At 62.7% G+C, this 22,709-nt stretch carries 19 protein-coding genes and 2 tRNA genes; 14 read left to right on the top strand and 7 right to left on the bottom strand.

Features of this window, described 5'->3' with window-relative positions:
- Window positions 1-100: 100 nt before the first annotated feature.
- Entirely contained in the window at window positions 101-1,231 is a 1,131-nt protein-coding gene (locus tag AC1DVN_RS23980) for a PQQ-dependent sugar dehydrogenase (protein ID WP_029255105.1), read from the bottom strand.
- Window positions 1,232-1,321: 90 nt separating this feature from the next.
- Here AC1DVN_RS23980 and AC1DVN_RS23975 point away from each other — a divergent pair, with 90 nt between their 5' ends.
- Window positions 1,322-2,149 (top strand): DoxX family protein, encoded by an 828-nt coding sequence (locus AC1DVN_RS23975; protein ID WP_438473200.1) that lies wholly within the window; start codon window positions 1,322-1,324, stop codon window positions 2,147-2,149.
- Window positions 2,150-2,217: 68 nt separating this feature from the next.
- Here AC1DVN_RS23975 and AC1DVN_RS23970 read toward each other — a convergent pair whose 3' ends face one another.
- The 3 genes from AC1DVN_RS23970 to AC1DVN_RS23960 form a co-directional block, all read right to left on the bottom strand.
- Window positions 2,218-3,753, bottom strand: a complete 1,536-nt coding sequence (locus AC1DVN_RS23970; RefSeq protein ID WP_019747924.1) for an amino acid permease — start codon at window positions 3,751-3,753, stop codon at window positions 2,218-2,220.
- A gap of 807 nt (window positions 3,754-4,560) precedes the next feature.
- Entirely contained in the window at window positions 4,561-6,402 is a 1,842-nt protein-coding gene (gene ilvD / locus AC1DVN_RS23965) for a dihydroxy-acid dehydratase (RefSeq protein WP_019747927.1), read from the bottom strand.
- A 72-nt stretch (window positions 6,403-6,474) separates the two neighbouring features.
- Complete coding sequence (locus tag AC1DVN_RS23960) at window positions 6,475-6,996, bottom strand: PH domain-containing protein (RefSeq protein WP_042951494.1); 522 nt, start codon at window positions 6,994-6,996, stop codon at window positions 6,475-6,477.
- Between the two features lie 266 nt (window positions 6,997-7,262).
- Here AC1DVN_RS23960 and AC1DVN_RS23955 point away from each other — a divergent pair, with 266 nt between their 5' ends.
- The 10 genes from AC1DVN_RS23955 (at window position 7,263) to AC1DVN_RS23910 (ending at window position 18,043) form a co-directional block, all read left to right on the top strand.
- Complete coding sequence (locus tag AC1DVN_RS23955) at window positions 7,263-9,203, top strand: acetolactate synthase large subunit (RefSeq protein ID WP_019747929.1); 1,941 nt, start codon at window positions 7,263-7,265, stop codon at window positions 9,201-9,203.
- On the top strand, window positions 9,200-9,703 hold the full coding sequence (gene ilvN, locus AC1DVN_RS23950; protein ID WP_003944718.1) for an acetolactate synthase small subunit: 504 nt from the start codon (window positions 9,200-9,202) through the stop codon (window positions 9,701-9,703). Before AC1DVN_RS23955 ends, ilvN begins: the two co-directional genes overlap by 4 nt.
- Window positions 9,704-9,756: 53 nt before the next feature.
- Window positions 9,757-10,758, top strand: a complete 1,002-nt coding sequence (gene ilvC, locus AC1DVN_RS23945) for a ketol-acid reductoisomerase (RefSeq protein ID WP_029255107.1) — start codon at window positions 9,757-9,759, stop codon at window positions 10,756-10,758.
- Between the two features lie 250 nt (window positions 10,759-11,008).
- Window positions 11,009-12,601, top strand: coding sequence for a phosphoglycerate dehydrogenase (gene serA / locus AC1DVN_RS23940; RefSeq protein ID WP_003944758.1), 1,593 nt, complete (start codon window positions 11,009-11,011; stop codon window positions 12,599-12,601).
- Between the two features lie 74 nt (window positions 12,602-12,675).
- A complete protein-coding gene (locus AC1DVN_RS23935) occupies window positions 12,676-13,689 on the top strand; it encodes a 3-isopropylmalate dehydrogenase (protein WP_020907259.1) in 1,014 nt (337 codons plus the stop codon).
- A gap of 84 nt (window positions 13,690-13,773) precedes the next feature.
- Window positions 13,774-14,547, top strand: coding sequence for a fumarylacetoacetate hydrolase family protein (locus AC1DVN_RS23930; RefSeq protein WP_020969311.1), 774 nt, complete (start codon window positions 13,774-13,776; stop codon window positions 14,545-14,547).
- 390 nt (window positions 14,548-14,937) lie between these two features.
- Entirely contained in the window at window positions 14,938-16,098 is a 1,161-nt protein-coding gene (locus AC1DVN_RS23925) for an alkane 1-monooxygenase (RefSeq protein WP_020969312.1), read from the top strand.
- Between the two features lie 73 nt (window positions 16,099-16,171).
- On the top strand, window positions 16,172-17,647 hold the full coding sequence (gltX, locus tag AC1DVN_RS23920; protein ID WP_069145946.1) for a glutamate--tRNA ligase: 1,476 nt from the start codon (window positions 16,172-16,174) through the stop codon (window positions 17,645-17,647).
- 156 nt (window positions 17,648-17,803) lie between these two features.
- Window positions 17,804-17,875: transfer RNA gene (locus AC1DVN_RS23915), tRNA-Gln, on the top strand.
- 95 nt (window positions 17,876-17,970) lie between these two features.
- Window positions 17,971-18,043: transfer RNA gene (locus tag AC1DVN_RS23910), tRNA-Glu, on the top strand.
- Window positions 18,044-18,182: 139 nt separating this feature from the next.
- Here AC1DVN_RS23910 and AC1DVN_RS23905 read toward each other — a convergent pair.
- The 3 genes from AC1DVN_RS23905 to AC1DVN_RS23895 form a co-directional block, all read right to left on the bottom strand.
- Complete coding sequence (locus AC1DVN_RS23905; protein WP_007729345.1) at window positions 18,183-18,380, bottom strand: DUF5302 domain-containing protein; 198 nt, start codon at window positions 18,378-18,380, stop codon at window positions 18,183-18,185.
- Between the two features lie 89 nt (window positions 18,381-18,469).
- The gene (locus AC1DVN_RS23900) at window positions 18,470-18,967 is read right to left on the bottom strand and encodes a pyridoxamine 5'-phosphate oxidase family protein (RefSeq protein ID WP_069145947.1); all 498 of its coding nucleotides are present in this window, start codon (window positions 18,965-18,967) and stop codon (window positions 18,470-18,472) included.
- A gap of 55 nt (window positions 18,968-19,022) precedes the next feature.
- A complete protein-coding gene (locus AC1DVN_RS23895; protein ID WP_007729342.1) occupies window positions 19,023-19,724 on the bottom strand; it encodes an IclR family transcriptional regulator in 702 nt (233 codons plus the stop codon).
- 178 nt (window positions 19,725-19,902) lie between these two features.
- Here AC1DVN_RS23895 and leuC point away from each other — a divergent pair, with 178 nt between their 5' ends.
- The 3 genes from leuC to AC1DVN_RS23880 form a co-directional block, all read left to right on the top strand.
- Window positions 19,903-21,324, top strand: coding sequence for a 3-isopropylmalate dehydratase large subunit (gene leuC, locus AC1DVN_RS23890; protein ID WP_046378385.1), 1,422 nt, complete (start codon window positions 19,903-19,905; stop codon window positions 21,322-21,324).
- 28 nt (window positions 21,325-21,352) lie between these two features.
- Window positions 21,353-21,961 carry a 3-isopropylmalate dehydratase small subunit gene (gene leuD / locus AC1DVN_RS23885; protein ID WP_019747937.1) on the top strand — a complete coding sequence of 203 codons (609 nt, stop codon included), beginning with the start codon at window positions 21,353-21,355 and terminating at the stop codon, window positions 21,959-21,961.
- A 157-nt stretch (window positions 21,962-22,118) separates the two neighbouring features.
- The coding region (locus AC1DVN_RS23880; RefSeq protein WP_477994288.1) for an HU family DNA-binding protein at window positions 22,119-22,709 on the top strand (591 nt) is incomplete at its 3' end.

The raw sequence follows: 22,709 nt of genomic DNA, 5'->3' as shown, positions 1-22,709 counted from the left end.
ATGCGGGGTGTTTAGCCCCGCTAACAAAAGAGTACGCATCTGTGCATGTTCGGTCACGGGATCCGTGACCGAACAGACATGGCGCTTCGGCGATCGCGGCTCAGTCGATCCCGCCGCTGCCACTCGGCATCGGGATCTTGACCACCTTGTCGTCGTTCGGCCCCGGCTCGCCCGCGGTCTTGTTGATCGTGCTCGCCCACATCAAACCGTCGGATCCGAGCGCCAAACCGCCCAGTTGGCCGTACGTGTCTTTCGCCACTGCCGACGGCGCGGTGGTGATCGCTCCCGTTCCGGGGTCAGCGGCCAATGCGGAGATCGCTTTGCCGGCCCCCAACGCGACAGCTACCACTCCCTGCGCCGCAATGCACCCCCCGACGCCGGGCCGGTCGGGCCAGGTCCAAGCGGGCGACGTCACTGTGCCGTCGGAGCCGACGCGTTGGAGGCGATCTTCGAGAGTGGTTCGGTCGGTGACCCAGGTCGCGATGCCTGGATCGACACACACGCCGCCGCCGTTACCGATTCCGGACAGAACAACTTCCGGGCGAGGCGGCGCAGCGTTTGGCGTCAACGATCGGACTCGCAACAGTTTCCCCGCCAACGAGCCGGGATCCTGAGCAACCGCAGGGTTGCCGGTATCGCCTGTCAGGACCATGAGCTGGTCCGGGGCCGCGAACTCGAGTGATCCGCCGTTGCCGCTTGCACCGCGTGGGATTCCACCGAGGACCTCCTTGGCGGTGTCACCGGGAGCAATGCGGACCACCCGGTTGTCGGTTCCGGTGGTGACGTAGGCATAGATCAGGTTGTCTTCGACAAATGTGGGGGAGAGGGCGATGTCGAGCAGTCCGCCGTCGCCGCTGCCGTCGACGTCGATTTTGGCAACCTCGACCGGTGTCGTGTTGGGGGCTACCTGCATGATTCGGCCGGTTCGCCGTTCGGCCACCAGTCCGGAGTTTCCGTCCGGGAGTGTGACGAGGCCGCCGGTGGTGTCGAGACAGGTTGCGATCACGGCGGTGTCGGCGTCCTGACACGGCCCGAGGGGGCCGGTCCGCGGCGCCGGCGGCGTGGTCGACGGCGGTGGGTTCTCCGGCTGCACTTCGGCGCTTGCCTGGTTGGTCGGTTCGGGTGTGAACGGCGAGGCAGTCGATTCGTCGAAGTCCGCGCAACCTGCGAGCAACGATGTCCCGAGCACCAGAGCCAGTGCGCCCAGCGCTGCATGCCTACCCGTAGTCATGCCCAAGACGTTACGTAACCCACGGCAGATGCCGCCACGCCGGACCAAGGTTCCCCGTCGAGTTCGTGAATCGGCCATAGGCTCACCTACGTGACTGACGAGCGAAAAGATCCCAGCGAGTTGTCGGATGCGGACAAGCCGACGGGCAACGTGTCCAGTCCGTATGACTCGCCCACCGAACAATTTCCGACGGTGAGCGTCAAGAATCCGTTGCCGCGGACCGACGACGATCTCGATTTCGGTTCCACGAACGCCAACTCGCTGACCGAACAGATACCGACATACCGAGCGCCGGGCGCGGATCAGCCGACAGTGGCTCTCGAGCGAGAAACGGCGTACGACGCTCCGATCACCGCCGTCCCCACCGCCGAAGCCGTGGCAGGGACCACCGAGACTCCGCGGGGCCGAGGCACTCTCGACCTCGGTTTGCTTGCACTGCGTTTGGCCGTCGGCGGAACAGCACTGGTGCACGGTCTGCAGAAGTTGACCGGTATCTGGAACGGGCCGGGTCTGGGCGGTTTCGAGACGATGCTGGCGGATGCCGGGTTCCAGCAGGCGAAGTGGATGGCGATCCTCGGCGCCGTCGGTGAGGTCGCAGGTGGCGCCCTCCTGCTCCTGGGGTTGCTGACTCCCGTTGCGGCAGCATCGGTTCTGGCCGTGATGATCAATGCGTGGGCGCTGCGTCAGGCGAGCGCACCTGGACTGGAGTACTTCGCCCCGGCCGGTACCGAGTACGAAATGCTGCTCGGAATCTGTGCGGGCGTCATCATTTTGACGGGTCCCGGCCGTATTTCGCTCGACGGTCGTCGTGGCTGGGCAACCCGCCCGTTCGTCGGATCGCTCGTGGTCTTGATCCTCGGCATCGCTGCCGGCGTCTGCACTTGGATCTTCCTGAACGGTGCCAATCCGCTCATCTGAAACTCGCGCCGTCGAACAAACGAACCGCCGCTCTCCGAATCGGAGAGCGGCGGTTCGTCTGTGAAGGATCAGTCCTTGACGAGTACCGGGTCGGCGTTCGCGGACGGGATGGCTGTTCCGTCCTTGAGCTTGCGACCGAGGACCGACTTGCGGTGACCGTAGGCGAAGTACACGAGCACACCGATGGCCATCCAGACGAGGAACCGGATCCAGGTCTCGACCGAGAGGTTGAGCATCAGCCAACCGCAGGCGAGCACGGCGACGATCGGCACGAAGGGCACCAGTGGGACGCGGAATCCGCGCGGCAGGTCGGGGCGGGTGCGGCGTAGGACGATGACACCGACACAAACCAGGACGAATGCGAACAGCGTTCCGATGTTGACCATCTCTTCGAGCGTGCCCATCGGGAAGAAGGCTGCCAGGACGGCGACGATGCCACCGACGATCAACGTGATGCGCATCGGGATGCCCTTGGCGTTGGTCTTGGCCAGGCTGCGCGGCATGAGGCCGTCACGGGACATTGCGAAGAGGACGCGGGTCTGGCCGAGCATCATGACCATGACAACTGTCGTGAGGCCGGCCAGGCCACCGAAGTTGATGGCGGTTTGTGCCCAACCGATTCCGTTGGCCTCGAATGCGGTTGCGAGGGTGGCGCTGGAATCGCCGACCAGAGGACTGCCGTCCTTGAGTTCGGTGTACTTGACCATGCCGGTCAGGACGAGTGTGACGGCAACGTAGAGAACGGTGACGATGGCGAGCGAGCCGAAGATTCCGCGTGGCAACGACTTCTGCGGGTTCTTGGTTTCCTCGGCCGTGGTGGCGACGACATCGAAGCCGATGAAGGCAAAGAACACGAGGCTGGCTGCGGCGAGCAATCCGTAGGCGCCGTAGCTACTTCCGCCTGCACCGGTCAGCCAGGAGAACAAGGTCTGATGGATTCCGCTTGCAGAGCTCTCGGATCCTTCGGACGGCGGGATGAAGGGAGAGTAGTTCTCCTTCTTGATGTAGAACGCGCCCACGACGATGACGAGCAGGACTACTGCGATCTTGATCGCGGTAATGATCGCGGAGACTCGCGAGGAAACCTTGGTGCCGATCGCGAGAATCAGGGTGATCGCGCCGATGATGAGCAGTGCGCCCCAGTCGAAGCTGATCGACCCGATGTGGGCGGTGGTGCTGCCGCTCGCCCCGATGACGTTGCCGAGGTACAGCGACCAACCCTTGCCGACGACGGCGGAGGCGAGAGCAAACTCGAGGATGAGGTCCCAGCCGATGATCCAGGCTGCGAACTCACCGAACGTCGCGTAGGAGAACGTGTATGCGCTGCCTGCGACTGGAACGGTGGAGGCGAACTCCGCATAACACAGCGCGGCAAGGCCACAGGCGATCGCAGCGAGAACGAATGCCAGTGAAATCGAGGGTCCTGCGACATTGCCTGCGGTTCGAGCAGTCAGCGTGAAGATGCCTGCGCCGATGACGACGGCGACTCCGAATACCGTGAGGTCCTTCGCGGTCAGTTCCTTCTTGAGCTTTGTCTCAGGCTCGTCGGTGTCCGCGATCGATTGCTCGACGGATTTGGTGCGCCATATGCCGACTCCGGGCATGTATTGCTCCTTGGTTGTTTCCCGTCGACCTTGTGGGTGGCGGGCGGTGGCTGACTGTCGTCGTTGTGATGTGCGTCTCAGCGACCTGATGAGGGAACCACTGGTGAGCGCCGTGTGCAAGTCAGCTCGCTCGAACTGACCGAAATGATCACCTGACTGGAAGTCATCCCCCCTCATGTATCTGAATTGATCAGCTGGTGTCTGGAACCCTACGTCCAAGTGAATTCGCTCACGAGCCGGACGCGCGATTCAGTCTGAAATGTCTGATAGCTCATATCGTTCCGTTCGTGTTCCGCGTGTCGGCCGACTATTCGGTACCTGTCGGTCGGTCTTGCGGTCAATGAGTCTCATAGTTGCGGTACGTCCGTACCAGAATTATGTATATGTGTATCCGCGCAAGACGGCTGACAGGCCACTGAACCCACTACGGCGCAGTGGCGTTCGGTGGTGGTACTCCGACGCCTCTCGACGCTTCCGAACTCGACCGGATGTGCGATGTCGCGGAATTCCGTATGGGCGCTGACCTTTCATCCGTTCTCGTGTGAAAGAAGTCCCTGGACGCTGCGCCGGCTCAGGTCGCTATGCGCAAGTTCCTACGTGTCGGCGTGGTTGTCGAAGGTGCTGCCGACGATGCGTACCAAACCGACGGGATGATCGGATTGGTTTGTGGTGCATGCTCGTACAACACCGGAGGAAGATTTTCCGGAGGAACTGGCGCGAATCTGATCCCGATTCATCTCGCACGCTGACAGAAAAGATCCCCGGCCGAAAAGCGGCCGGGGATCTTGTGTCCGTTCGTGGCAGAACTTACGGAACGTAGCGAACCGCTCCCTTGTCGGCGGACGTTGCCAGAGCGGCGTAGGCGCGTAGGGCTGTCGTCACGGTGCGCTGACGATCGACCGGCTGCCACGGGCGCTCGGAGGCCTCCATCTTCGCGCGTCGCTCGGCGAGGACGTCGTCGTCGACCAGGATCTCGAGCGTGCGCGAGGCGACGTCGATGCGGACCTGATCGCCGTTCTGGACGAGTCCGATGACTCCGCCTGCGGCAGCCTCGGGGGAGATGTGACCGATGGACAGTCCGGAGGTTCCGCCCGAGAAACGACCGTCGGTGATCAGTGCGCATTCCTTGCCGAGGCCTGCGCCCTTGAGGAAGGCAGTGGGGTGCAGCATTTCCTGCATACCGGGGCCACCCTTGGGGCCTTCGTAACGCACGACGAGAACGTCGCCGGCCTTGATCTTCTTCTGCAAGATGACCGAGACGGCTTCTTCCTGAGATTCGACGACGAGCGCCGGGCCCTGGAAGGAGAACAGTTCCTCGTCGATGCCGGCCGTCTTGAGGATTGCGCCGTCGAGTGCGATGTTGCCGCGCAGGACAACCAAGCCGCCTTCGACGGTGTAGGCGTTCTCGACGTCGCGGATGCAGCCGCCGGCCGCATCGGTGTCGAGAGCAGACCAACGGTTGTCCGTGGAGAACGGTTCGATGGTGCGCACGCCGCCGGGAGCCGCGTGGAAAAGCTCGATTGCCTCGTCGGTTGCCTTGCCGGAGCGGATGTCCCAGTCGTCGAGCCACTGGTCGAAGCTCTTGGTGTGCACGGTGGACACATCGGTTTCGAGGAGTCCGCCGCGGCGAAGCTCACCGAGCAGCGCGGGGATTCCGCCGGCGCGGTGGACGTCCTCCATGTGGTAGTCCGAGTTGGGGGAGACCTTGGACAGGCACGGCACCTTGCGGCTGATCGCGTCGATGGTGTCGAGGTCGAAGTCGACCTCGCCTTCCTGCGCCGCAGCCAGCGTGTGCAGGACGGTGTTGGTGGAACCGCCCATGGCGACGTCGAGAGCCATTGCGTTGCGGAACGCTGCCGGGGTCGCGATGTTGCGCGGCAGCACCGACTCGTCGCCGTCGCGGTAGTACTTGAGGGCAGCCTCGACCACGGTGGTGCCCGCACGAGAGAAGAGTGCGTGACGAGCCTTGTGAGTTGCCAGCGTGGAGCCGTTGCCCGGCAATGCGAGGCCGAGGGCTTCGGTCAGGCAGTTCATGGAGTTGGCGGTGAACATGCCCGAGCACGAGCCGCATGTCGGGCACGCGCTGCGCTCGACCTCGTCGAGGCCTTCGTCGGACACGGCATCGTTGGCAGAGGCCGAGATCGCCGTGATGAGATCGGTGGGGGCTTGGGCCACGCCGCCGACGACCACTGCCTTGCCTGCTTCCATCGGACCGCCGGAGACGAACACGGTCGGGATGTTCAGACGCATCGCGGCGTTGAGCATGCCGGGAGTGATCTTGTCGCAGTTGGAGATACACACCAGTGCGTCGGCCGTGTGGGCGTTTGCCATGTACTCGACCGAGTCGGCGATGATCTCGCGGCTCGGGAGCGAGTACAGCATTCCGCCGTGGCCCATTGCGATGCCGTCGTCGACTGCGATGGTGTGGAACTCACGAGCGACGCCGCCGGCCGCACTGATGGCCTCGGCAACGATCTCGCCTACGTTCTTGAGATGCACGTGTCCGGGTACGAACTGGGTGTACGAGTTCGCTACGGCGACGATCGGCTTTCCGAAGTCGGAATCCGTCATTCCTGTGGCGCGCCACAGGGATCGGGCTCCGGCAGCATTACGTCCGATGGTGGTGGTGCGTGACCTCAACGGGGGCATGGGCGTGTTCCTTATGTGATCGTTGCTGGTCCACTCAAATAGAAGCGAGGGCCTTCCAACGCTACTCGCGTGTTACGGGCGCTTCTCTTCGGGCTGGTCCTGTGAGTTCTCGGCGACCTCGGATTCTGCTTCCGCTTCTGCAGCTGCTTCTTCCTCTTCGGCTTCCTTGGCGGCGAAGGCTTCTGCCGCCGATGCATAGGGATCAGTGATGCGGCCGCCGCTGGCGATCGCGATCTCGGGAAGCCTGACGAAGCTGACCGCAGGCAGGGTCACCTCGGTTCCGTCGGTGAGTTCCGCGCGCGCCCAGCTGCGCTTCGGGAAGCGGAAACCCTTGACGTCGTCCCAGGCGAGGGTGCGCTTGGAGAACGTCGAGCGGACCTCGAGGCCGTCAGGGCTGACGGTGGTGCGCAGTCGCGCGACGAGATAGACGGCGATGATCGGAAGGATCAGCAACCAGCTGAAGGCGACGGGCCACCCGAAGATCGGGAAGCTGACCGCGAACAGGAGGAACGCGCACGCCATGTAAGCGAGCTGCGAAATGCGGATGACGTGCCGAAGTGGTTTCGGCGTGTGGGATGATTGAACCGGTGGCACGGGCTGCTGCGAAGTTGACACCTCTACATCTTCGCATTGCAGCCGATGTATCTCAGATTCTGGGACGGTCGACTCACCAAGTTTGCCGTTCGCGACTAGCGCCTCTACTGTCGAGTGCGTGAAACAGAATGAGTTGCTCGTAATCGGCCGGCGCGTCGTCGCCTGAGTCGATTTTTCAACTCACCAGATAACGACGCGCCACCCTCGCTCAGCAGATGCTGACGGGGGTTTTTTGTTGCCCGGAGCCAGAATCAGAGGATTTCCCAGTGAGCGCACCAACAGCACGGCCTCAACCCACGCCGCGCAAGTCAGGGACACCGAGCCCGACAACCGCGGCTGCCGCAACCCAGACGGCCAACCGTCGCCAGCTCCCGCCTGAGCGGGTAACCGGCGCGCAGTCTGTGGTTCGAGCCCTCGAGGAGCTCGAGGTCGACACGGTATTCGGCATTCCCGGCGGTGCCGTGCTCCCGGTTTACGACCCACTCTTCGATTCGGTCAAGGTCCGCCACGTGCTCGTGCGCCACGAGCAGGGTGCAGGCCACGCTGCCACCGGTTACGCCCAGGCGACCGGCAAGGTCGGCGTCTGCATGGCTACCTCGGGTCCCGGTGCGACCAACCTGGTCACGCCACTGGCCGACGCGCAGATGGACTCCGTTCCGATCGTCGCGATCACCGGACAGGTGGCGCGCTCGCTGATCGGTACCGACGGCTTCCAGGAAGCCGACATCTCAGGCATCACGATGCCGGTCACCAAGCACAACTTCCTGATCACCGACGCGATCGACATCCCGCGCATCATGGCCGAAGCCTTCTACCTCGCGGCCAGCGGTCGCCCCGGCGCCGTCCTGGTCGATATCCCCAAGGACATCCTGCAGTCGCAGACCACGTTCTCGTGGCCGCCGGAGATGCGTCTGCCGGGCTACCGCCCGGTCACCAAGCCGCACGGCAAGCAGGTTCGTGAAGCTGCACGTCTGATCGCCGACGCGAAGTCGCCGGTTCTGTACGTCGGTGGCGGCGTCATCAAGTCGGACTCCTCGCCGGAGCTGCTCGAATTGGCAGAGCTGACCGGTATCCCCGTTGTCACCACGCTGATGGCCCGCGGCGCGTTCCCGGACAGCCACGACCTCAACTGCGGTATGCCGGGAATGCACGGCACCGTTGCCGCAGTCGCCGCTCTGCAGCGCAGCGATCTCCTGATCACCCTCGGCGCGCGTTTCGACGACCGCGTCACCGGTCAGCTGAATTCCTTCGCGCCCGACGCCAAGGTCATCCACGCCGACATCGATCCGGCAGAGATCGGCAAGAACCGCTACGCCGACGTCCCGATCGTGGGCGACTGCAAAGAGGTCATCACCGAACTCATCGAGGCTATCCGTGCCGACATGGCCACGGGCACCACGTTCGAACTCTCGGAATGGTGGGCGTACCTGAACGACATCCGTCGTACCTACCCGCTGAGCTACGACCGTCCCACCGACGGTCAGCTGAGCCCGGAGTACGTCATCCAGACCGTCGGCAAGCTCGCCGGACCGGATGCCATCTACTGCGCTGGCGTCGGCCAGCACCAGATGTGGGCCGCGCAGTTCGTCGGTTACGAGAAGCCGCGCACGTGGCTCAACTCGGGCGGGCTCGGCACCATGGGGTACGCGGTTCCCGCAGCCATGGGTGCCAAGATGGGCATGCCCGACACCGAGGTGTGGGCGATCGACGGCGACGGCTGCTTCCAGATGACCAATCAGGAACTCGCAACCTGCGCACTCGAAGGTATCCCGATCAAGGTTGCCCTCATCAACAACGGCAACCTCGGCATGGTGCGTCAGTGGCAGACACTCTTCTACGAAGAGCGCTACTCCAACACCAACCTCGGAACGCACGGCGCCATCCGCATCCCGGACTTCGTCAAGCTCGCAGAAGCATTGGGCTGCCACGGAATTCGTGTCGAGCGTGAAGAAGACGTCGAAGCTGCGATCCGTGAGGCGCAGTCCATCAACGACAAGCCTGTCGTGATCGACTTCATCGTCACCGCTGACGCACAGGTGTGGCCGATGGTCGCTGCCGGAACGAGCAACGACGAAATCATGGCGGCCCGGGGCATCCGGCCGCTGTTCGACGACGACGAGGCAGTTGCCGAGCCCGCCGTCATCCACGAAGCCATGTCACGCGAGCAAGCCGGACCCGCCGCGGGCACAGGGGAGGATCAGAAGTGAGCACCAGTCACACCCTCAGTGTTCTCGTCGAGGACAAGCCAGGCGTGCTGGCCCGCGTCTCCGCACTTTTCTCCCGCCGCGGATTCAACATCGAATCCCTTGCGGTGGGCGGAACCGAGATCCCCGAGATCTCACGTATGACCATCGTCGTCACGGTCGACGAGTTCCCTCTCGAGCAGGTGACGAAGCAGCTCAACAAGCTGATCAACGTCATCAAGATCGTCGAGCAGGACGGTGAAGCATCCGTCGCTCGCGAGCTCGTGCTCATCAAGGTGCGCGCAGATGCAAGCGTGCGCACGCAGGTCATCGAAACGGTGAACCTGTTCCGCGCCAAGGTGATCGACGTCTCCCCGGAGTCCGTCACCATCGAGGCGACCGGTACTCGGTCCAAGCTGGATGCACTGCTGCGGATGCTTGATCCGTACGGTATCCGGGAGATCGTTCAGTCCGGGGTCGTGGCAGTCGGTCGAGGGCCGAAGTCGATCACGGCCACCCGCTAGTACTTTTAGACACGTAAAAATCCAAGGAGAGGTTGAGAACTGTGGCAGTCGAGATGTTCTACGACGACGATGCCGATCTGTCGATCATTCAGGGCCGCAAGGTTGCTGTGATCGGCTACGGAAGCCAGGGCCACGCCCATTCGCTGAGCCTGCGTGACTCGGGCGTCGATGTGCGCATCGGCCTCAAGGAGGGCTCCAAGTCCCGCGAAAAGGCGCAGGAGCAGGGCCTGACAGTCGGTACGCCGGCCGAGGTTTCCGAGTGGGCCGACGTCATCATGGTGCTCGCACCTGACACCGCTCAGGCCAGCATTTTCAAGGGCGACATCGAGCCGAACCTCAAGGACGGCGACGCGCTGTTCTTCGGTCACGGCCTGAACATTCACTTCGACCTGATCAAGGCTCCGGAGTTCGTCACCGTCGGCATGGTTGCCCCCAAGGGGCCGGGCCACCTGGTGCGTCGTCAGTTCGTCGACGGCAAGGGCGTTCCCGCGCTCATCGCCATCGACCAGGATCCCAAGGGTGAAGGCCAGGCTCTCGCTCTGTCCTACGCCAAGGGCATCGGCGGAACCCGCGCAGGCGTCATCAAGACCACGTTCAAGGAAGAGACCGAGACGGACCTCTTCGGCGAGCAGGCTGTGCTCTGCGGCGGCACCGAAGAACTGGTCAAGACCGGTTTCGAGGTCATGGTCGAGGCCGGCTACGCACCCGAGATGGCGTACTTCGAGGTTCTGCACGAGCTCAAGCTCATCGTCGACCTCATGTACGAGGGTGGCATCGCCCGCATGAACTACTCGGTGTCCGACACCGCTGAGTTCGGTGGATACCTCTCCGGCCCGCGCGTCATCGACGCCGACACCAAGGAGCGCATGAAGGCGATCCTGGCCGACATCCAGTCCGGCGAGTTCACCCGTCGTCTGGTTGCCAACGTCGAGAACGGCAACACCGAGCTCGAAGGCCTGCGCAAGGCCAACGCCGAGCACCCCATCGAGGTCACCGGCAAGAAGCTGCGCGACCTGATGAGCTGGGTCGATCGTCCGATCACCGAAACCGCGTAATTCGCAGTTTCACGCTCCACGTCTCCACTGGCCTGATGTCGCGCCGGTTCAATTACGTTGAACCAGCGCGGCATTGGGCCGGAGTCGTTTTCCGGGCCGGCTGAGTCCGGATTCATATTCCATCGAGAATTCGCCCGCGAAAGTGTCCACTATGTGGTATCGCCTACCGCGTTGTGGATTCGAAGTGAGCGCGCACTAAACTATCGGTGGTTAAACCACCTTCACACCCACCTAATCAGGGAGTTTGCACGTGAGCCAGCCTGGCCGTCCCGTTGTTCTGATCGCCGACAAGCTCGCGCCGTCCACAGTCGAGGCGCTCGGTGACGGTGTGGAGGTGCGTTGGGTCGACGGACCCGACCGCCCGGCGCTGCTCGCCGCGGTACCCGAGGCCGACGCGATTCTCGTCCGTTCCGCCACCACCGTCGACGCCGAGGTTCTGGCCGCAGGCACCAAGCTGAAGATCATCGGCCGCGCCGGTGTCGGCCTGGACAACGTCGAGATCCCCGCAGCCACCGAGCGCGGCGTGATGGTCGTCAATGCACCGACCTCCAACATCCACTCGGCAGCCGAGCACGCAGTTGCTCTGCTCATGTCGACCGCTCGCCAGATTCCCGCAGCAGACAAGACACTGCGTGAGAACACCTGGAAGCGAAGCAAGTTCAACGGCGTCGAGATCCTCGGCAAGACCGTCGGCGTTGTCGGACTCGGCCGCATCGGCCAGCTGTTCGCGCAGCGTCTCGCCGCGTTCGAAACCACCATCATCGCGTACGACCCCTACTTGCCCGCAGCTCGCGCCGCGCAGCTCGGCATCGAACTGGTCACCATCGACGAGCTCGTCGAGCGCGCCGACTTCATCTCCGTGCACCTGCCCAAGACCAAGGAAACGGCCGGCCTGATCAACGCCGAGCGTCTCGCCAAGGCCAAGGACGGCGTCATCATCGTCAACGCCGCCCGCGGTGGTCTGATCGACGAAGACGCGCTCTACGACGCACTGGTCTCCGGCAAGGTCCGCGGCGCCGGTCTCGACGTGTTCAGCACCGAGCCGTGCACCGATTCCAAGCTCTTCGAGCTCGACAACGTCGTCGTCACCCCGCACCTCGGAGCATCGACGTCCGAGGCTCAGGACCGCGCAGGCATCGACGTGGCGAAGAGTGTTCTCCTCGCTCTGGCGGGCGAATTCGTTCCCGAGGCTGTCAACGTCTCCGGCGGCCCCGTCGGAGAAGAAGTTGCTCCGTGGCTCGAGCTGGTCCGCAAGCTCGGTCTCCTCGCTGCGACGTTGTCGCCCGAAGCCGTGCAGACCGTGCAGGTTGTCGCCACCGGCGAGCTGTCTGCCGAAACCGTCGACATCCTCGGCCTGGCCGCACTGCGCGGCGTGTTCTCCGCCAGCAGCGACGAGGCCGTCACGTTCGTCAACGCTCCGGCACTGGCCGAGCAGCGCGGCGTCACCGTATCGGTCGAGAAGCACTCCGAGGCTCTTGCTCACCGCAGCGCGGTCGAGGTTCGCGCAGTTGCCGCGGACGGCACGGTCACGTCGGTCACGGGCGCACTCACCGGTCTGCAGCAGGTCGAGAAGATCGTCAACATCAACGGACGCAGCTTCGACCTGCGCGCCGAGGGTCACAACATCGTCGTTCACTACAGCGATCGCCCGGGCGTTCTCGGTGTCCTCGGCACCGTTCTCGGTAACGCGGGCGTGGACATCCTCGCCGCAGCACTGAGCCAGGATGCCGAAGGCGAAGGCGCAACGGTCATCTTGCGCGTCGATCGCGTCGTCGGAGACGCCGAGGTCGAGGCTATCGTTTCGCAGCTCGACGCTCGCGTCGCCCAGGTCGACCTTTCCTGATTGTTTTTGCTGTGCGCCTTTATTAACCGCCCGCGGTTAATAAAGGCGCACAGTTCTACTGAGATGAGGACTCCATGAAGCTTGCGGTCATTCCGGGCGACGGAATCGGTGTCGAGGTCACAGCCGAAGCACTCAAGGTGCTCGGCAAGTTGGTTCCGGATCTGGAAACCACCGAATACGATCTCGGTGCCCGTCGCTACAACGCCACCGGCGAGTTGCTCCCGGCGGACGAGCTGGACCAGATCCGTCAGCACGACGCAATCCTGTTGGGCGCCATCGGTGATCCGCGGATCGTCGCACCCGGCATCCTCGAGCGTGGTCTGCTGCTGAACATGCGTTTCCAGCTCGATCATCACGTGAATCTTCGCCCCGCACAGCTGTACCCGGGTGCGCTGTCGCCATTGGCCGCCCAGCCGGAGATCGACTTCGTCGTGGTTCGTGAAGGCACCGAGGGCCCGTACACCGGTAACGGTGGCGCCATTCGCGTCGGCACCGATCACGAGATCGCGACCGAGGTGTCGATCAACACCTGGTTCGGCGCCGAGCGTGTTGTTCGTTATGCATTCGCGTTGGCGCAGACACGTTCCAAGCACCTCACCTTGATTCACAAGACCAACGTGCTCTCCAACGCGGGCGCAATCTGGACGCGTGCGATCGAGACAGTCGGGGCCGAGTACCCGGACGTCGAGACCGCGTACTGCCACATCGACGCTGCCACCATCTACATGGTGACCGACCCGTCGCGGTTCGACGTCATAGTGACGGACAACCTCTTCGGTGACATCATCACCGACCTGGCCGGTGCGGTGACCGGTGGAATCGGTTTGGCCGCAAGCGGAAACATCGATGCGTCCGGTACCAACCCGTCGATGTTCGAGCCCGTGCACGGCAGTGCTCCGGACATCGCCGGCAAGGGAATCGCAGATCCCACCGCCGCGATCCTCTCGGCCGCACTACTTCTTCGCCATCTCGGACGTGAGGACGACGCCGCTCGCGTCGAGGCTGTGGTCGCTGCCGACCTGGCTACCCGCGGCGAAGGCCCCATCTCCACGACGGAGATCGGCGACCGGATCACCGCAGCGCTGTAAGGATTTCTTTCACGAGACTGACGCGCGTAAGCCTTACGGCTTGCGCGCGTCAGTCGTTTCCGACACCCCGATAGACTGGCCAGTATGCGTCTTGGTCGAATTGCCAGTCCCGATGGTGTTGCGTTCGTCAGTATCGAAGGTGAAGAGGATGCCCTCGTCGCCAAGGAAATTGCGGAGCACCCGTTCGGGAACCCCACCTTTACCGGCCGTAGTTGGCCGCTTGCCGATGTTCGTCTGCTGGCTCCGATTCTCGCCAGCAAGGTGATCTGTATCGGCAAGAATTATGCAGATCACATCGCGGAGATGGGCGGCGAGGCGCCGGCTGATCCGGTGATCTTCCTCAAGCCCAATACGTCCATCGTCGGCCCGGGCGCCCCGATCGTCTTGCCTCCGACGTCCAACGAGGTGCATTTCGAGGGTGAACTGGCGGTGGTCATCGGTCAGCCTTGCAAAGACGTACCCGCGGCGAAGGCGTTGAGCGTGGTCCTTGGCTACACGATCGCCAACGACGTATCGGCGCGAGATCATCAGCGTCACGACGGGCAATGGACACGCGCGAAGGGCCACGACACCTTCTGCCCGCTCGGTCCGTGGATCGAAACCAGCCTCGATGCGTCCGACGTCGACATCAAGACCGAGGTGAACGGTCAGGTCAAGCAGGACAGCAGCACCGCCTTCCTACTTCACGACATTCCGAAGATCATCGAGTGGATCTCGGCGGTGATGACCCTCCTGCCCGGCGACGTCATCCTCACCGGCACCCCCGCCGGAGTCGGCCCGATCGTCGACGGCGATTCCGTGTCTGTCACGGTCTCGGGGATCGGCACGCTCACGAACCCGGTGACCGCCAAGAATTGATCTGACCCGGTTCGTTCCGTCATGTGACTACGGAGGCCCCATCCCCACCGGATGGGGCCTCCGTCGTGGTGTGAGTCGAGAGGTGTCTGTCAAAGAAAAGTTGCAAGATGGTAACTAACGCCGGATGGCCGATTGGGATTACCTTCCGGTTCGAGGTAATCAGGCCCTGGGACTGACCTGCGGGTTTCATGAGCCAGGCGAAGCTTCGCCCATGATACTCCTGGCGTTATGTCTGATTTAGCCAGGTTGGGAGAGTTCGCCTCACGGTTTGCTGCCGCGGCTCACAACAGACCAAATTCCCTGAAATGTAACGCTGAGCAGTAGGGTGACCGATAACTGGAGAGAAGCCGATGGGGCAATCGAGTAGATTGCGCAGAAACGTGGTGATACATGACGACCTTCGCGGAAGGCTCCCGGACAGCGGCAGGGCAAGCGCAGAACGGTCAGCGGCCGGTGTGGCGAGACAAGAAGCGCTACCTGTGGCCACTGGGTTTGCTGGTGCCCCTCAGTCCGTTCGCTGCGTGGTTCCTGGTCGACAAATTCAGTCTCGGGCTCTTCTGGGCCATCGGGGCCTGGCTCATCGTGATCGTCATTCCCCTGATCGATCTACTGGCGGGCGAGGACGGTAACAGCCCACCGGACGAAGCGATCCCTGAATTGCAAGAGGATCGTTTCTACCGCTGGTGCACGTATCTGTTCCTTCCCCTCCAATATGTCGGTCTCGTGTTCGTCGCCTGGTGCTGGGTGAACGCGCCGATGGCGGCGGGGGAGAAGTTCGCGCTCGCGATGACTGCCGGCGTGGTTGCCGGTGTTGGGATCAACGCGGCACATGAATTGGGGCACAAGAGCGAAAAGCTCGAGAAGTGGCTCGCGAAAGTAGCGCTGGCACAGTCCTTTTACGGCCATTTCTACGTCGAGCACAACCATGGTCACCACGTCCGTGTCGCGACGCCGGAGGATCCGGCCAGTTCGCGATACAAGGAAAACTTCTGGTTCTTCTTGCCGCGCAGTGTCATCGGCGGCCTGCGCTCGGGATGGCGGATCGAAAGCGCTCGCCTGCAGCGTCAAGGCAGACGGACGTGGAGCTATCGGAACAACATCCTGAACGCGTGGGCGATGAGTGTTGTCCTGTTCGGCAGCCTGATCGCGGTGTTCGGGTGGGAAATCGCACCGTGGCTGGCCGTTCAGGCGATTGCCGGATTCACGTTCCTCGAGACCGCCAACTATCTCGAGCACTACGGCTTGCTACGTGCGAAGCGGCCTGACGGCTCGTACGTTCGCTGCTCGCCCGAGGACAGCTGGAACAGCGACCACGTCGTCAGCAATCTGTTCCTCTATCAACTTCAGCGTCACAGTGACCATCACGCGAATCCGCGTCTGCGGTACCAGAGCCTGCGCAGTGCGGCCGAAGCGCCGCAACTTCCAGCGGGTTACGCGGTCATGATCGTGTGCGCGTGGGTGCCGCCGCTGTGGCGAAAGGTCATGGACAAGCGACTACTCGCCTACTACGACGGTGACATGACACGTATCAACGTCTTGCCGGGTAAGTGATCGGCGGGATGGAGGAAGCGCTGCGGGACTAACCTGTAGTACGACCATCCATCATCGCCGAGCCAAGTGAGCCATGACCAACAGCGAAGTACGCGTCCGTTTCTGTCCGTCACCCACCGGAACCCCGCACGTAGGTTTGGTGCGCACCGCCTTGTTCAACTGGGCATTCGCACGACACCACGGCGGCACGTTCGTGTTCCGTATCGAAGACACCGATGCGCAGCGCGACAGTGAAGAGTCCTACCAGGCCATCCTCGACGCCCTCCGCTGGTTGGGGCTCAATTGGGACGAGGGCCCGGAGGTCGGTGGGCCGCACGCACCGTATCGCCAGTCCGAGCGTCGCGACCTGCATCTCGACGTCGTTGCCAAGTTGCTGGCCGCGGGCGAGGCCTACGAGTCCTATTCGACCAACGAAGAAGTGGAAGCGCGACACAAGGCGGCCGGACGCGACCCGAAGCTCGGATACGACAACTTCGATCGCGACCTCAGCGACGAGCAGCGCGCTGCCTACGTCGCCGAGGGTCGCAAGCCGGTCGTCCGCCTCCGGATGCCCGATCACGACCTGACGTGGAACGACCTGGTTCGCGGCGAGACCACGTTCAAGGCAGGCACCGTTCCGGACTTCGCGTTGACTCGCGGGAACGGTATTCCGCTGTACACGCTGGTCAACCCCGTCGACGACGCGTTGATGAAGATCACTCACGTACTGCGCGGTGAGGACCTGCTTTCCTCGACCCCGCGTCAGCTCGCGTTGTACGAGGCTTTGATCCGCATCGGTGTCGCCGATTTCACACCGTCGTTCGGGCACCTGCCTTTCGTGATGGGTCAGGGCAACAAGAAGCTTTCCAAGCGCGATCCCGAGTCCAACCTCTTCATTCACCGCGATCGGGGCTTCATTCCCGAGGGACTGCTGAACTACTTGGCTCTGCTCGGGTGGAGCATTGCCGACGATCACGATGTCTTCTCACTCGACGAGATGGTTGCGGCCTTCGACGTTTCGAAGGTCAACTCCAACCCTGCCCGCTTCGACCAGAAAAAGGCCGACGCGATCAATGCCGAGCACATTCGCTTGCTCCAGCCGGCCGACTTCGCGGCCCGCCTGAAGTCGTACCTGGTGGAGCACGGCCGCATCAGCGCCGACGTCGATGAAGCCACGTTCACTGTTGCGGCGGACCTCGTGCAGACGCGCATCGTCGTCCTGTCCGACGCGTGGGATCTGCTGAAGTTCCTGTTCGTCGACGAGGCGTCGTTTGCTCTCGATCCGGCCGCGGCGGCAAAGAACCTGAAGGAAGACGCTGGTCCGGTTCTGGACGCGTCTCTTGCGGCGCTCGAGGCCACCTCGGAGTGGACTGCGGCCCGTATCGAGGAAGCACTCAAGAAGGCCCTCATCGAGGATCTGGAGCTCAAACCGCGTAAGGCCTTCGCTCCGGTTCGGGTCGCGATCACCGGCTCTCACATCAGCCCTCCGCTGTACGAGTCGATGGAATTGCTCGGTCGTGAGGTCTCGATTGCTCGGTTGCGCGCCGGTAGGGCAGCGGTAACTGCCTAGATCGGACTGTCTTCCGGCCGAAAATGAAGCAAAAACCTTCCGTGACCATACGATTTGGTATTTGGGGCAGGGGTACTGGTAATCTTCTTTTCGGCCGGAGACGAGCCGCCGAGCACAACAGCGAAGCGGATCGGGCAAGGCTGGTGAGCAAGACCTTGGGGTATGGTGTAATTGGCAACACAGCGGTTTCTGGTACCGCCATTCTAGGTTCGAGTCCTGGTACCCCAGCGGAAATCCGGTCGATTTTGTGGCCGGACTCAGACAAGCTAAGCTTGCTGAGCATCCAAGAGCAAGACTGAATACCACGTTTAAAAGCGTGTCCTGGCCCCGTCGTCTAGCGGCCTAGGACGCCGCCCTCTCAAGGCGGTAGCGCGGGTTCGAATCCCGTCGGGGCTACAAGGGAAAGACCCTCCGATCATTGATCGGAGGGTCTTTTCGTATGTATGGGAAATGTTTCCGGCGATGCGAAAAACGATCACCCCCAGTCGAATTCGACTGGGGGTGATCGTCATCTCACTCTGTTGTCCGCGATCGGCTATCCGCTCTTACGGCGGAACTCTCGCTTGTGATCGGCCGGGCCATGCGTGTTGTGGACCTTGGACTGTCCGTCGCGATGGTCGGTCGATTTGGCGTTCTGATGATTCTTCCGTTCGAGGGCTTCACGGAACTTTCGTTTGGTTTCCTCCGATTGGGATTCGGGTTCTGACGGGGTGTTGCTGTCGAGATCGCTCATATGCTCACTCCTTGTTGTTGGGCCTGTTGGTGAAACTACGCCGGCCCGAATTCGAAAGCTCGTGAATTTCGCTTCACGAATCTCGGGGTCTACGGCGATGGTGCAGTAGAACCGGAAAGAGGCATCGCAGGCATCCCGAGCTTGCGGTGATCCCACGAACGAGTTCGATCGGGAACGAACCGTACCGCGACGCGCTTGTGGAGCATCGCGTCGACGGCCGGGCGGAGATCCTCCGTGTACGGGCCCGTGTATCGCTCCCAGACACTGATTCCCACGGCAAAGAGAGCCCCCGGATCCTCGACGATCACTCCGGTGCCCTCCATCGAGACTCCTCGCAGCGTGTCGTACGTCAGACCGTCTTCGATCAGGACGGACATACGGGTGTCCCGGCGAAGATTGACCGCCTTCTGCGACTTGGCTTTGGTTTCGAACCAGATTTCGCCGTCGACTATCGCGAACCACATCGCGATCAGGTGAGGCATTCCGTCGGCGCTCAACGTCGCCATCGTTGCCGTACGGCTCTTTTCGACGAAGCTCGAAATTTCGGCCTCGGTCATCGTGATCTGACTACGCTGCTTTCCTGCCATGGTCGCGTCGTACTCCTACGTGCTCGAGGATCTGAAGGCCTTACTGTGTCACGAATTACAGACGCTTGTGGAGCGCTTCGGCAGCTGCGAGAAGGTCCGCCGCCCAGCGGGCTCCCGGTCGTCTACCCATCCGATCGATGGGGCCGGAGACCGAAATCGCGGCAATGACAGCGCCTGCCGAGTCTCGGACAGGAGCCGCGACGCTGGCGACACCCGGCTCACGTTCGGCTGCACTCTGTGCCCAGCCGCGCCGGCGAACCTCGAGGAGCACTCGTTCGCCGAACGACGCATCGGCGAGAACGGTCCGTTGGGTTTGTGGATCTGCCCATGCGAGAAGGACCTTGGCGCCGGAACCGGCATTCATCGGCAGCCTGGCCCCGACGAGAACTGTGTCGCGAAGGCCCGTGGGCGGTTCCATCGACGCGACGCAGATGCGTTGGGTGCCTTCCCGGCGGTACAGCTGGACGCTTTCGCCGGTGATTTCGCGAAGGCGGGGGAGGATGAGTCCGGCCGCAGCAATGAGTGGATCATTAGCGGTGGCAGCGAGTTCGGCGAGTCCGGGCCCTGGGCACCACTGACCATCCGAGTCGCGTGTGAGGAGTCGATGGACTTCGAGACCGACGGCGAGTCTATGGGCGGTCGCGCGCGGCAAACCGGTTCGTGCACAGAGTTCGGTGAGGCTGCACGGTTCCTCAGCTACTGCATGAAGAACGCCCATTGCTTTGTCCAGGACGCCGATGCCGCTATGCTGTCTCATAGGTCGATACCAGTTTCTCGCATAGTGGGATGATAGCGCATTTCCTGGTGGACTAGCGCATTTACAGAAGGGCTAGTGCATTTCCTAGGGGCAGCCTGCATCTGCTGCGAGGGCTGGGGACCTACTTCACGCGCGGCGGGCCAGCCCGTAGTCCGCCGACGCGAGGCTACGTACAGAGGTGGAAGACATGGCACAGAAAGCACGCACTCTCGCCGAGAAGGTGTGGGACGACCACGTTGTCGTGAAAGGGGAGGGGCAGGATCCCGACCTCATCTACATCGATCTCCACCTCGTTCACGAAGTGACGAGCCCGCAGGCATTCGACGGACTTCGCTTGGCCGGACGCCCGTTGCGGCGTCCCGACCTGACGATCGCCACCGAGGACCACAACGTTCCGACGATCGACATCGACAAGCCGATCGCCGATCCCGTGTCCAAGACTCAGGTCGACACCTTGCGCCGAAATTGCGAGGAGTTCGGAGTTCGCTTGCACCGCATGGGCGATCTCGATCAGGGCATCGTGCATGTGGTCGGACCGCAGCTCGGCCTGACTCAGCCGGGAACCACCGTGGTGTGCGGCGACAGTCATACGTCGACGCACGGCGCATTCGGTGCGCTCGCAATGGGAATCGGCACCAGCGAGGTCGAGCACGTGATGGCGACGCAGACATTGTCGTTGCGCCCCTTCAAGACCATGGCGATCACGGTCGACGGCGAGCTGCCTCCTGGCGTCACGAGCAAGGACTTGATCCTGGCAGTCATCGCCAAGATCGGCACCGGCGGCGGCCAGGGCTACGTCCTGGAGTACCGCGGCGAGGCCATTCGCAAACTGTCGATGGAAGCTCGTATGACCATCTGCAACATGTCGATCGAGGCCGGAGCCCGTGCGGGCATGATCGCACCGGACGAGATCACTTACGAGTTCATCAAGGGCCGTCCGCATGCACCGTCGGGCGCAGAGTGGGACGAAGCCGTCGCCGCGTGGGAGTTGCTCAAGACCGACGAGGGCGCCGAATTCGACAACGAGGTCCACATCGACGCAAGCGCATTGACGCCTTTTGTCACGTGGGGAACCAATCCGGGACAGGGTGCACCGCTCGGTGACCGTGTTCCCGATCCGGAACTGATCGTCGACGAGAGCGAGCGTCAGGCTGCCGAGAAGGCGCTCACCTACATGGGTCTCGACGCCGGCATGGCGCTTCGGGATGTTGCTGTCGACACCGTCTTCGTCGGTTCGTGCACCAACGGACGCATCGAAGATCTGCGCGCGGTGGCCGAGGTGCTCGAGGGTCGCCATGTGGCAGAGGGCGTTCGGATGCTCATCGTTCCCGGCTCGATGCGGGTGCGTGCTCAAGCCGAAAGTGAAGGTCTCGGTGAAATCTTCACGGCGGCAGGGGCCGAATGGCGCCAGGCCGGTTGCTCGATGTGCTTGGGAATGAACCCTGACCAGCTTGCTCCCGGCGAGCGTTCGGCATCGACGTCCAACCGGAATTTCGAAGGCCGACAGGGTAAAGGCGGTCGGACCCATCTGGTTTCCCCGCTCGTCGCGGCTGCCACTGCGGTCCGCGGAACGCTCTCGGCACCGGCCGATCTGGTCTGACCCACTTACCATCTCGAGGAGAATTTCGATGGAATCCTTTACCACGCACAAGGGTATCGGCGTCCCGCTGCGACGCTCGAATGTCGATACCGATCAGATCATCCCTGCCGTGTACCTGAAACGGGTGACGCGCACGGGATTCGAGGACGGGCTGTTTGCAGGCTGGCGCACCGACCCCAACTTCATTCTCAATCTGGCTCCGTACGACAAGGGAAGTGTCCTCGTAGCCGGTCCCGATTTCGGCACGGGCTCTTCGCGTGAGCATGCCGTGTGGGCTCTCTCCGACTTCGGATTTCGGGTCGTCATCGCTTCCCGGTTCGCCGACATCTTCCGCGGGAACGCCGGAAAAGCCGGTCTCGTAGCGGCACAGGTCGAGCAGAGCGACGTCGAATTGCTCTGGAAGTTGCTCGAAGAGCAGCCCGGACTGGAATTGACAGTAGATCTCGAGAATCGGACCGTGAGCGCCGGAACTACGGTGGTGCCGTTCAATATTGACGACTACACACGGTGGCGTCTGCTGGAGGGTCTCGACGACATCGGACTGACATTGCGGCAGGTAGAAGCGATTTCCGAGTTCGAAAAGTCAAGGCCTTCATGGAAACCGACTACCCTTCCAGCCCGAATTTCGCAGGGCTGAACCGAAATCCGCAACTCCGCGCGGGAAGAGAAATAGGTCACCATTTCGCAGTCACGTTGAATGAGAATTGGCGTGGCACATAGACTCTTGCCGTTATCAGGTTTACCGTGGTTCTCAGTCGGTCCGACGGTGGACCACAATTAGCGGAGGAATTTCAATGAACAAGGCAGAGCTCATCGATGTTCTGACTGAAAAGCTGGGTTCGGACAGGCGCACAGCGACCGACGCAGTGGAGCACGTCGTGGACACCATCGTCCGCGCCGTCCACCGTGGCGAGAGCGTGACCATCACCGGCTTCGGAGTCTTCGAGCAGCGTCGTCGTGCAGCACGTGTTGCACGCAACCCGCGTACGGGCGAGACCGTCAAGGTCAAGCCGACGTCGGTTCCGGCTTTCCGTCCGGGTGCGCAGTTCAAGGCTGTTATCGCTGGTGGACAGAAGCTTCCGGCCACCGGCCCGGCAGTCAAGCGTGGCGTAGCAGCACCGGCCACCAAGGCTGCAGCCAAGAAGGCTGCTGCCAAGAAGACCGCAGCCAAGAAGGCTCCGGCCAAGAAGGCTCCGGCCAAGACCGCAGCCAAGAAGACGGTTGCCGCGAAGGCTCCCGCCAAGAAGGCTCCGGCCAAGACCGCAGCCAAGAAGACGGTTGCCACCAAGGCTCCCGCCAAGAAGGCTCCGGCCAAGACCGCAGCCAAGAAGACGGTTGCCACCAAGGCTCCCGCCAAGAAGGCTCCGGCCAAGACCGCAGCCGCC

It is taken from the genome of Rhodococcus sp. P4_E4 (assembly GCF_056401575.1).
The sequence above is the reverse complement of the archived record's forward strand: the minus strand, read 5'-3'. Positions and strand labels throughout refer to the sequence as shown.

What these genes read in the sequence shown, in the direction of transcription:
- AC1DVN_RS23980 (WP_029255105.1), bottom strand. Translation starts at nt 1,231, where the DNA reads ATGACTACGGGTAGGCATGCAGCGCTGGGCGCACTGGCTCTGGTGCTC.
- AC1DVN_RS23970 (WP_019747924.1), bottom strand. Translation starts at nt 3,753, where the DNA reads ATGCCCGGAGTCGGCATATGGCGCACCAAATCCGTCGAGCAATCGATC.
- ilvD (WP_019747927.1), bottom strand. Translation starts at nt 6,402, where the DNA reads ATGCCCCCGTTGAGGTCACGCACCACCACCATCGGACGTAATGCTGCC.
- ilvC (WP_029255107.1), top strand. Translation starts at nt 9,757, where the DNA reads ATGTTCTACGACGACGATGCCGATCTGTCGATCATTCAGGGCCGCAAG.
- AC1DVN_RS23935 (WP_020907259.1), top strand. Translation starts at nt 12,676, where the DNA reads ATGAAGCTTGCGGTCATTCCGGGCGACGGAATCGGTGTCGAGGTCACA.
- AC1DVN_RS23930 (WP_020969311.1), top strand. Translation starts at nt 13,774, where the DNA reads ATGCGTCTTGGTCGAATTGCCAGTCCCGATGGTGTTGCGTTCGTCAGT.
- AC1DVN_RS23925 (WP_020969312.1), top strand. Translation starts at nt 14,938, where the DNA reads ATGACGACCTTCGCGGAAGGCTCCCGGACAGCGGCAGGGCAAGCGCAG.
- gltX (WP_069145946.1), top strand. Translation starts at nt 16,172, where the DNA reads ATGACCAACAGCGAAGTACGCGTCCGTTTCTGTCCGTCACCCACCGGA.
- AC1DVN_RS23905 (WP_007729345.1), bottom strand. Translation starts at nt 18,380, where the DNA reads ATGAGCGATCTCGACAGCAACACCCCGTCAGAACCCGAATCCCAATCG.
- AC1DVN_RS23900 (WP_069145947.1), bottom strand. Translation starts at nt 18,967, where the DNA reads ATGGCAGGAAAGCAGCGTAGTCAGATCACGATGACCGAGGCCGAAATT.
- AC1DVN_RS23895 (WP_007729342.1), bottom strand. Translation starts at nt 19,724, where the DNA reads ATGAGACAGCATAGCGGCATCGGCGTCCTGGACAAAGCAATGGGCGTT.
- leuD (WP_019747937.1), top strand. Translation starts at nt 21,353, where the DNA reads ATGGAATCCTTTACCACGCACAAGGGTATCGGCGTCCCGCTGCGACGC.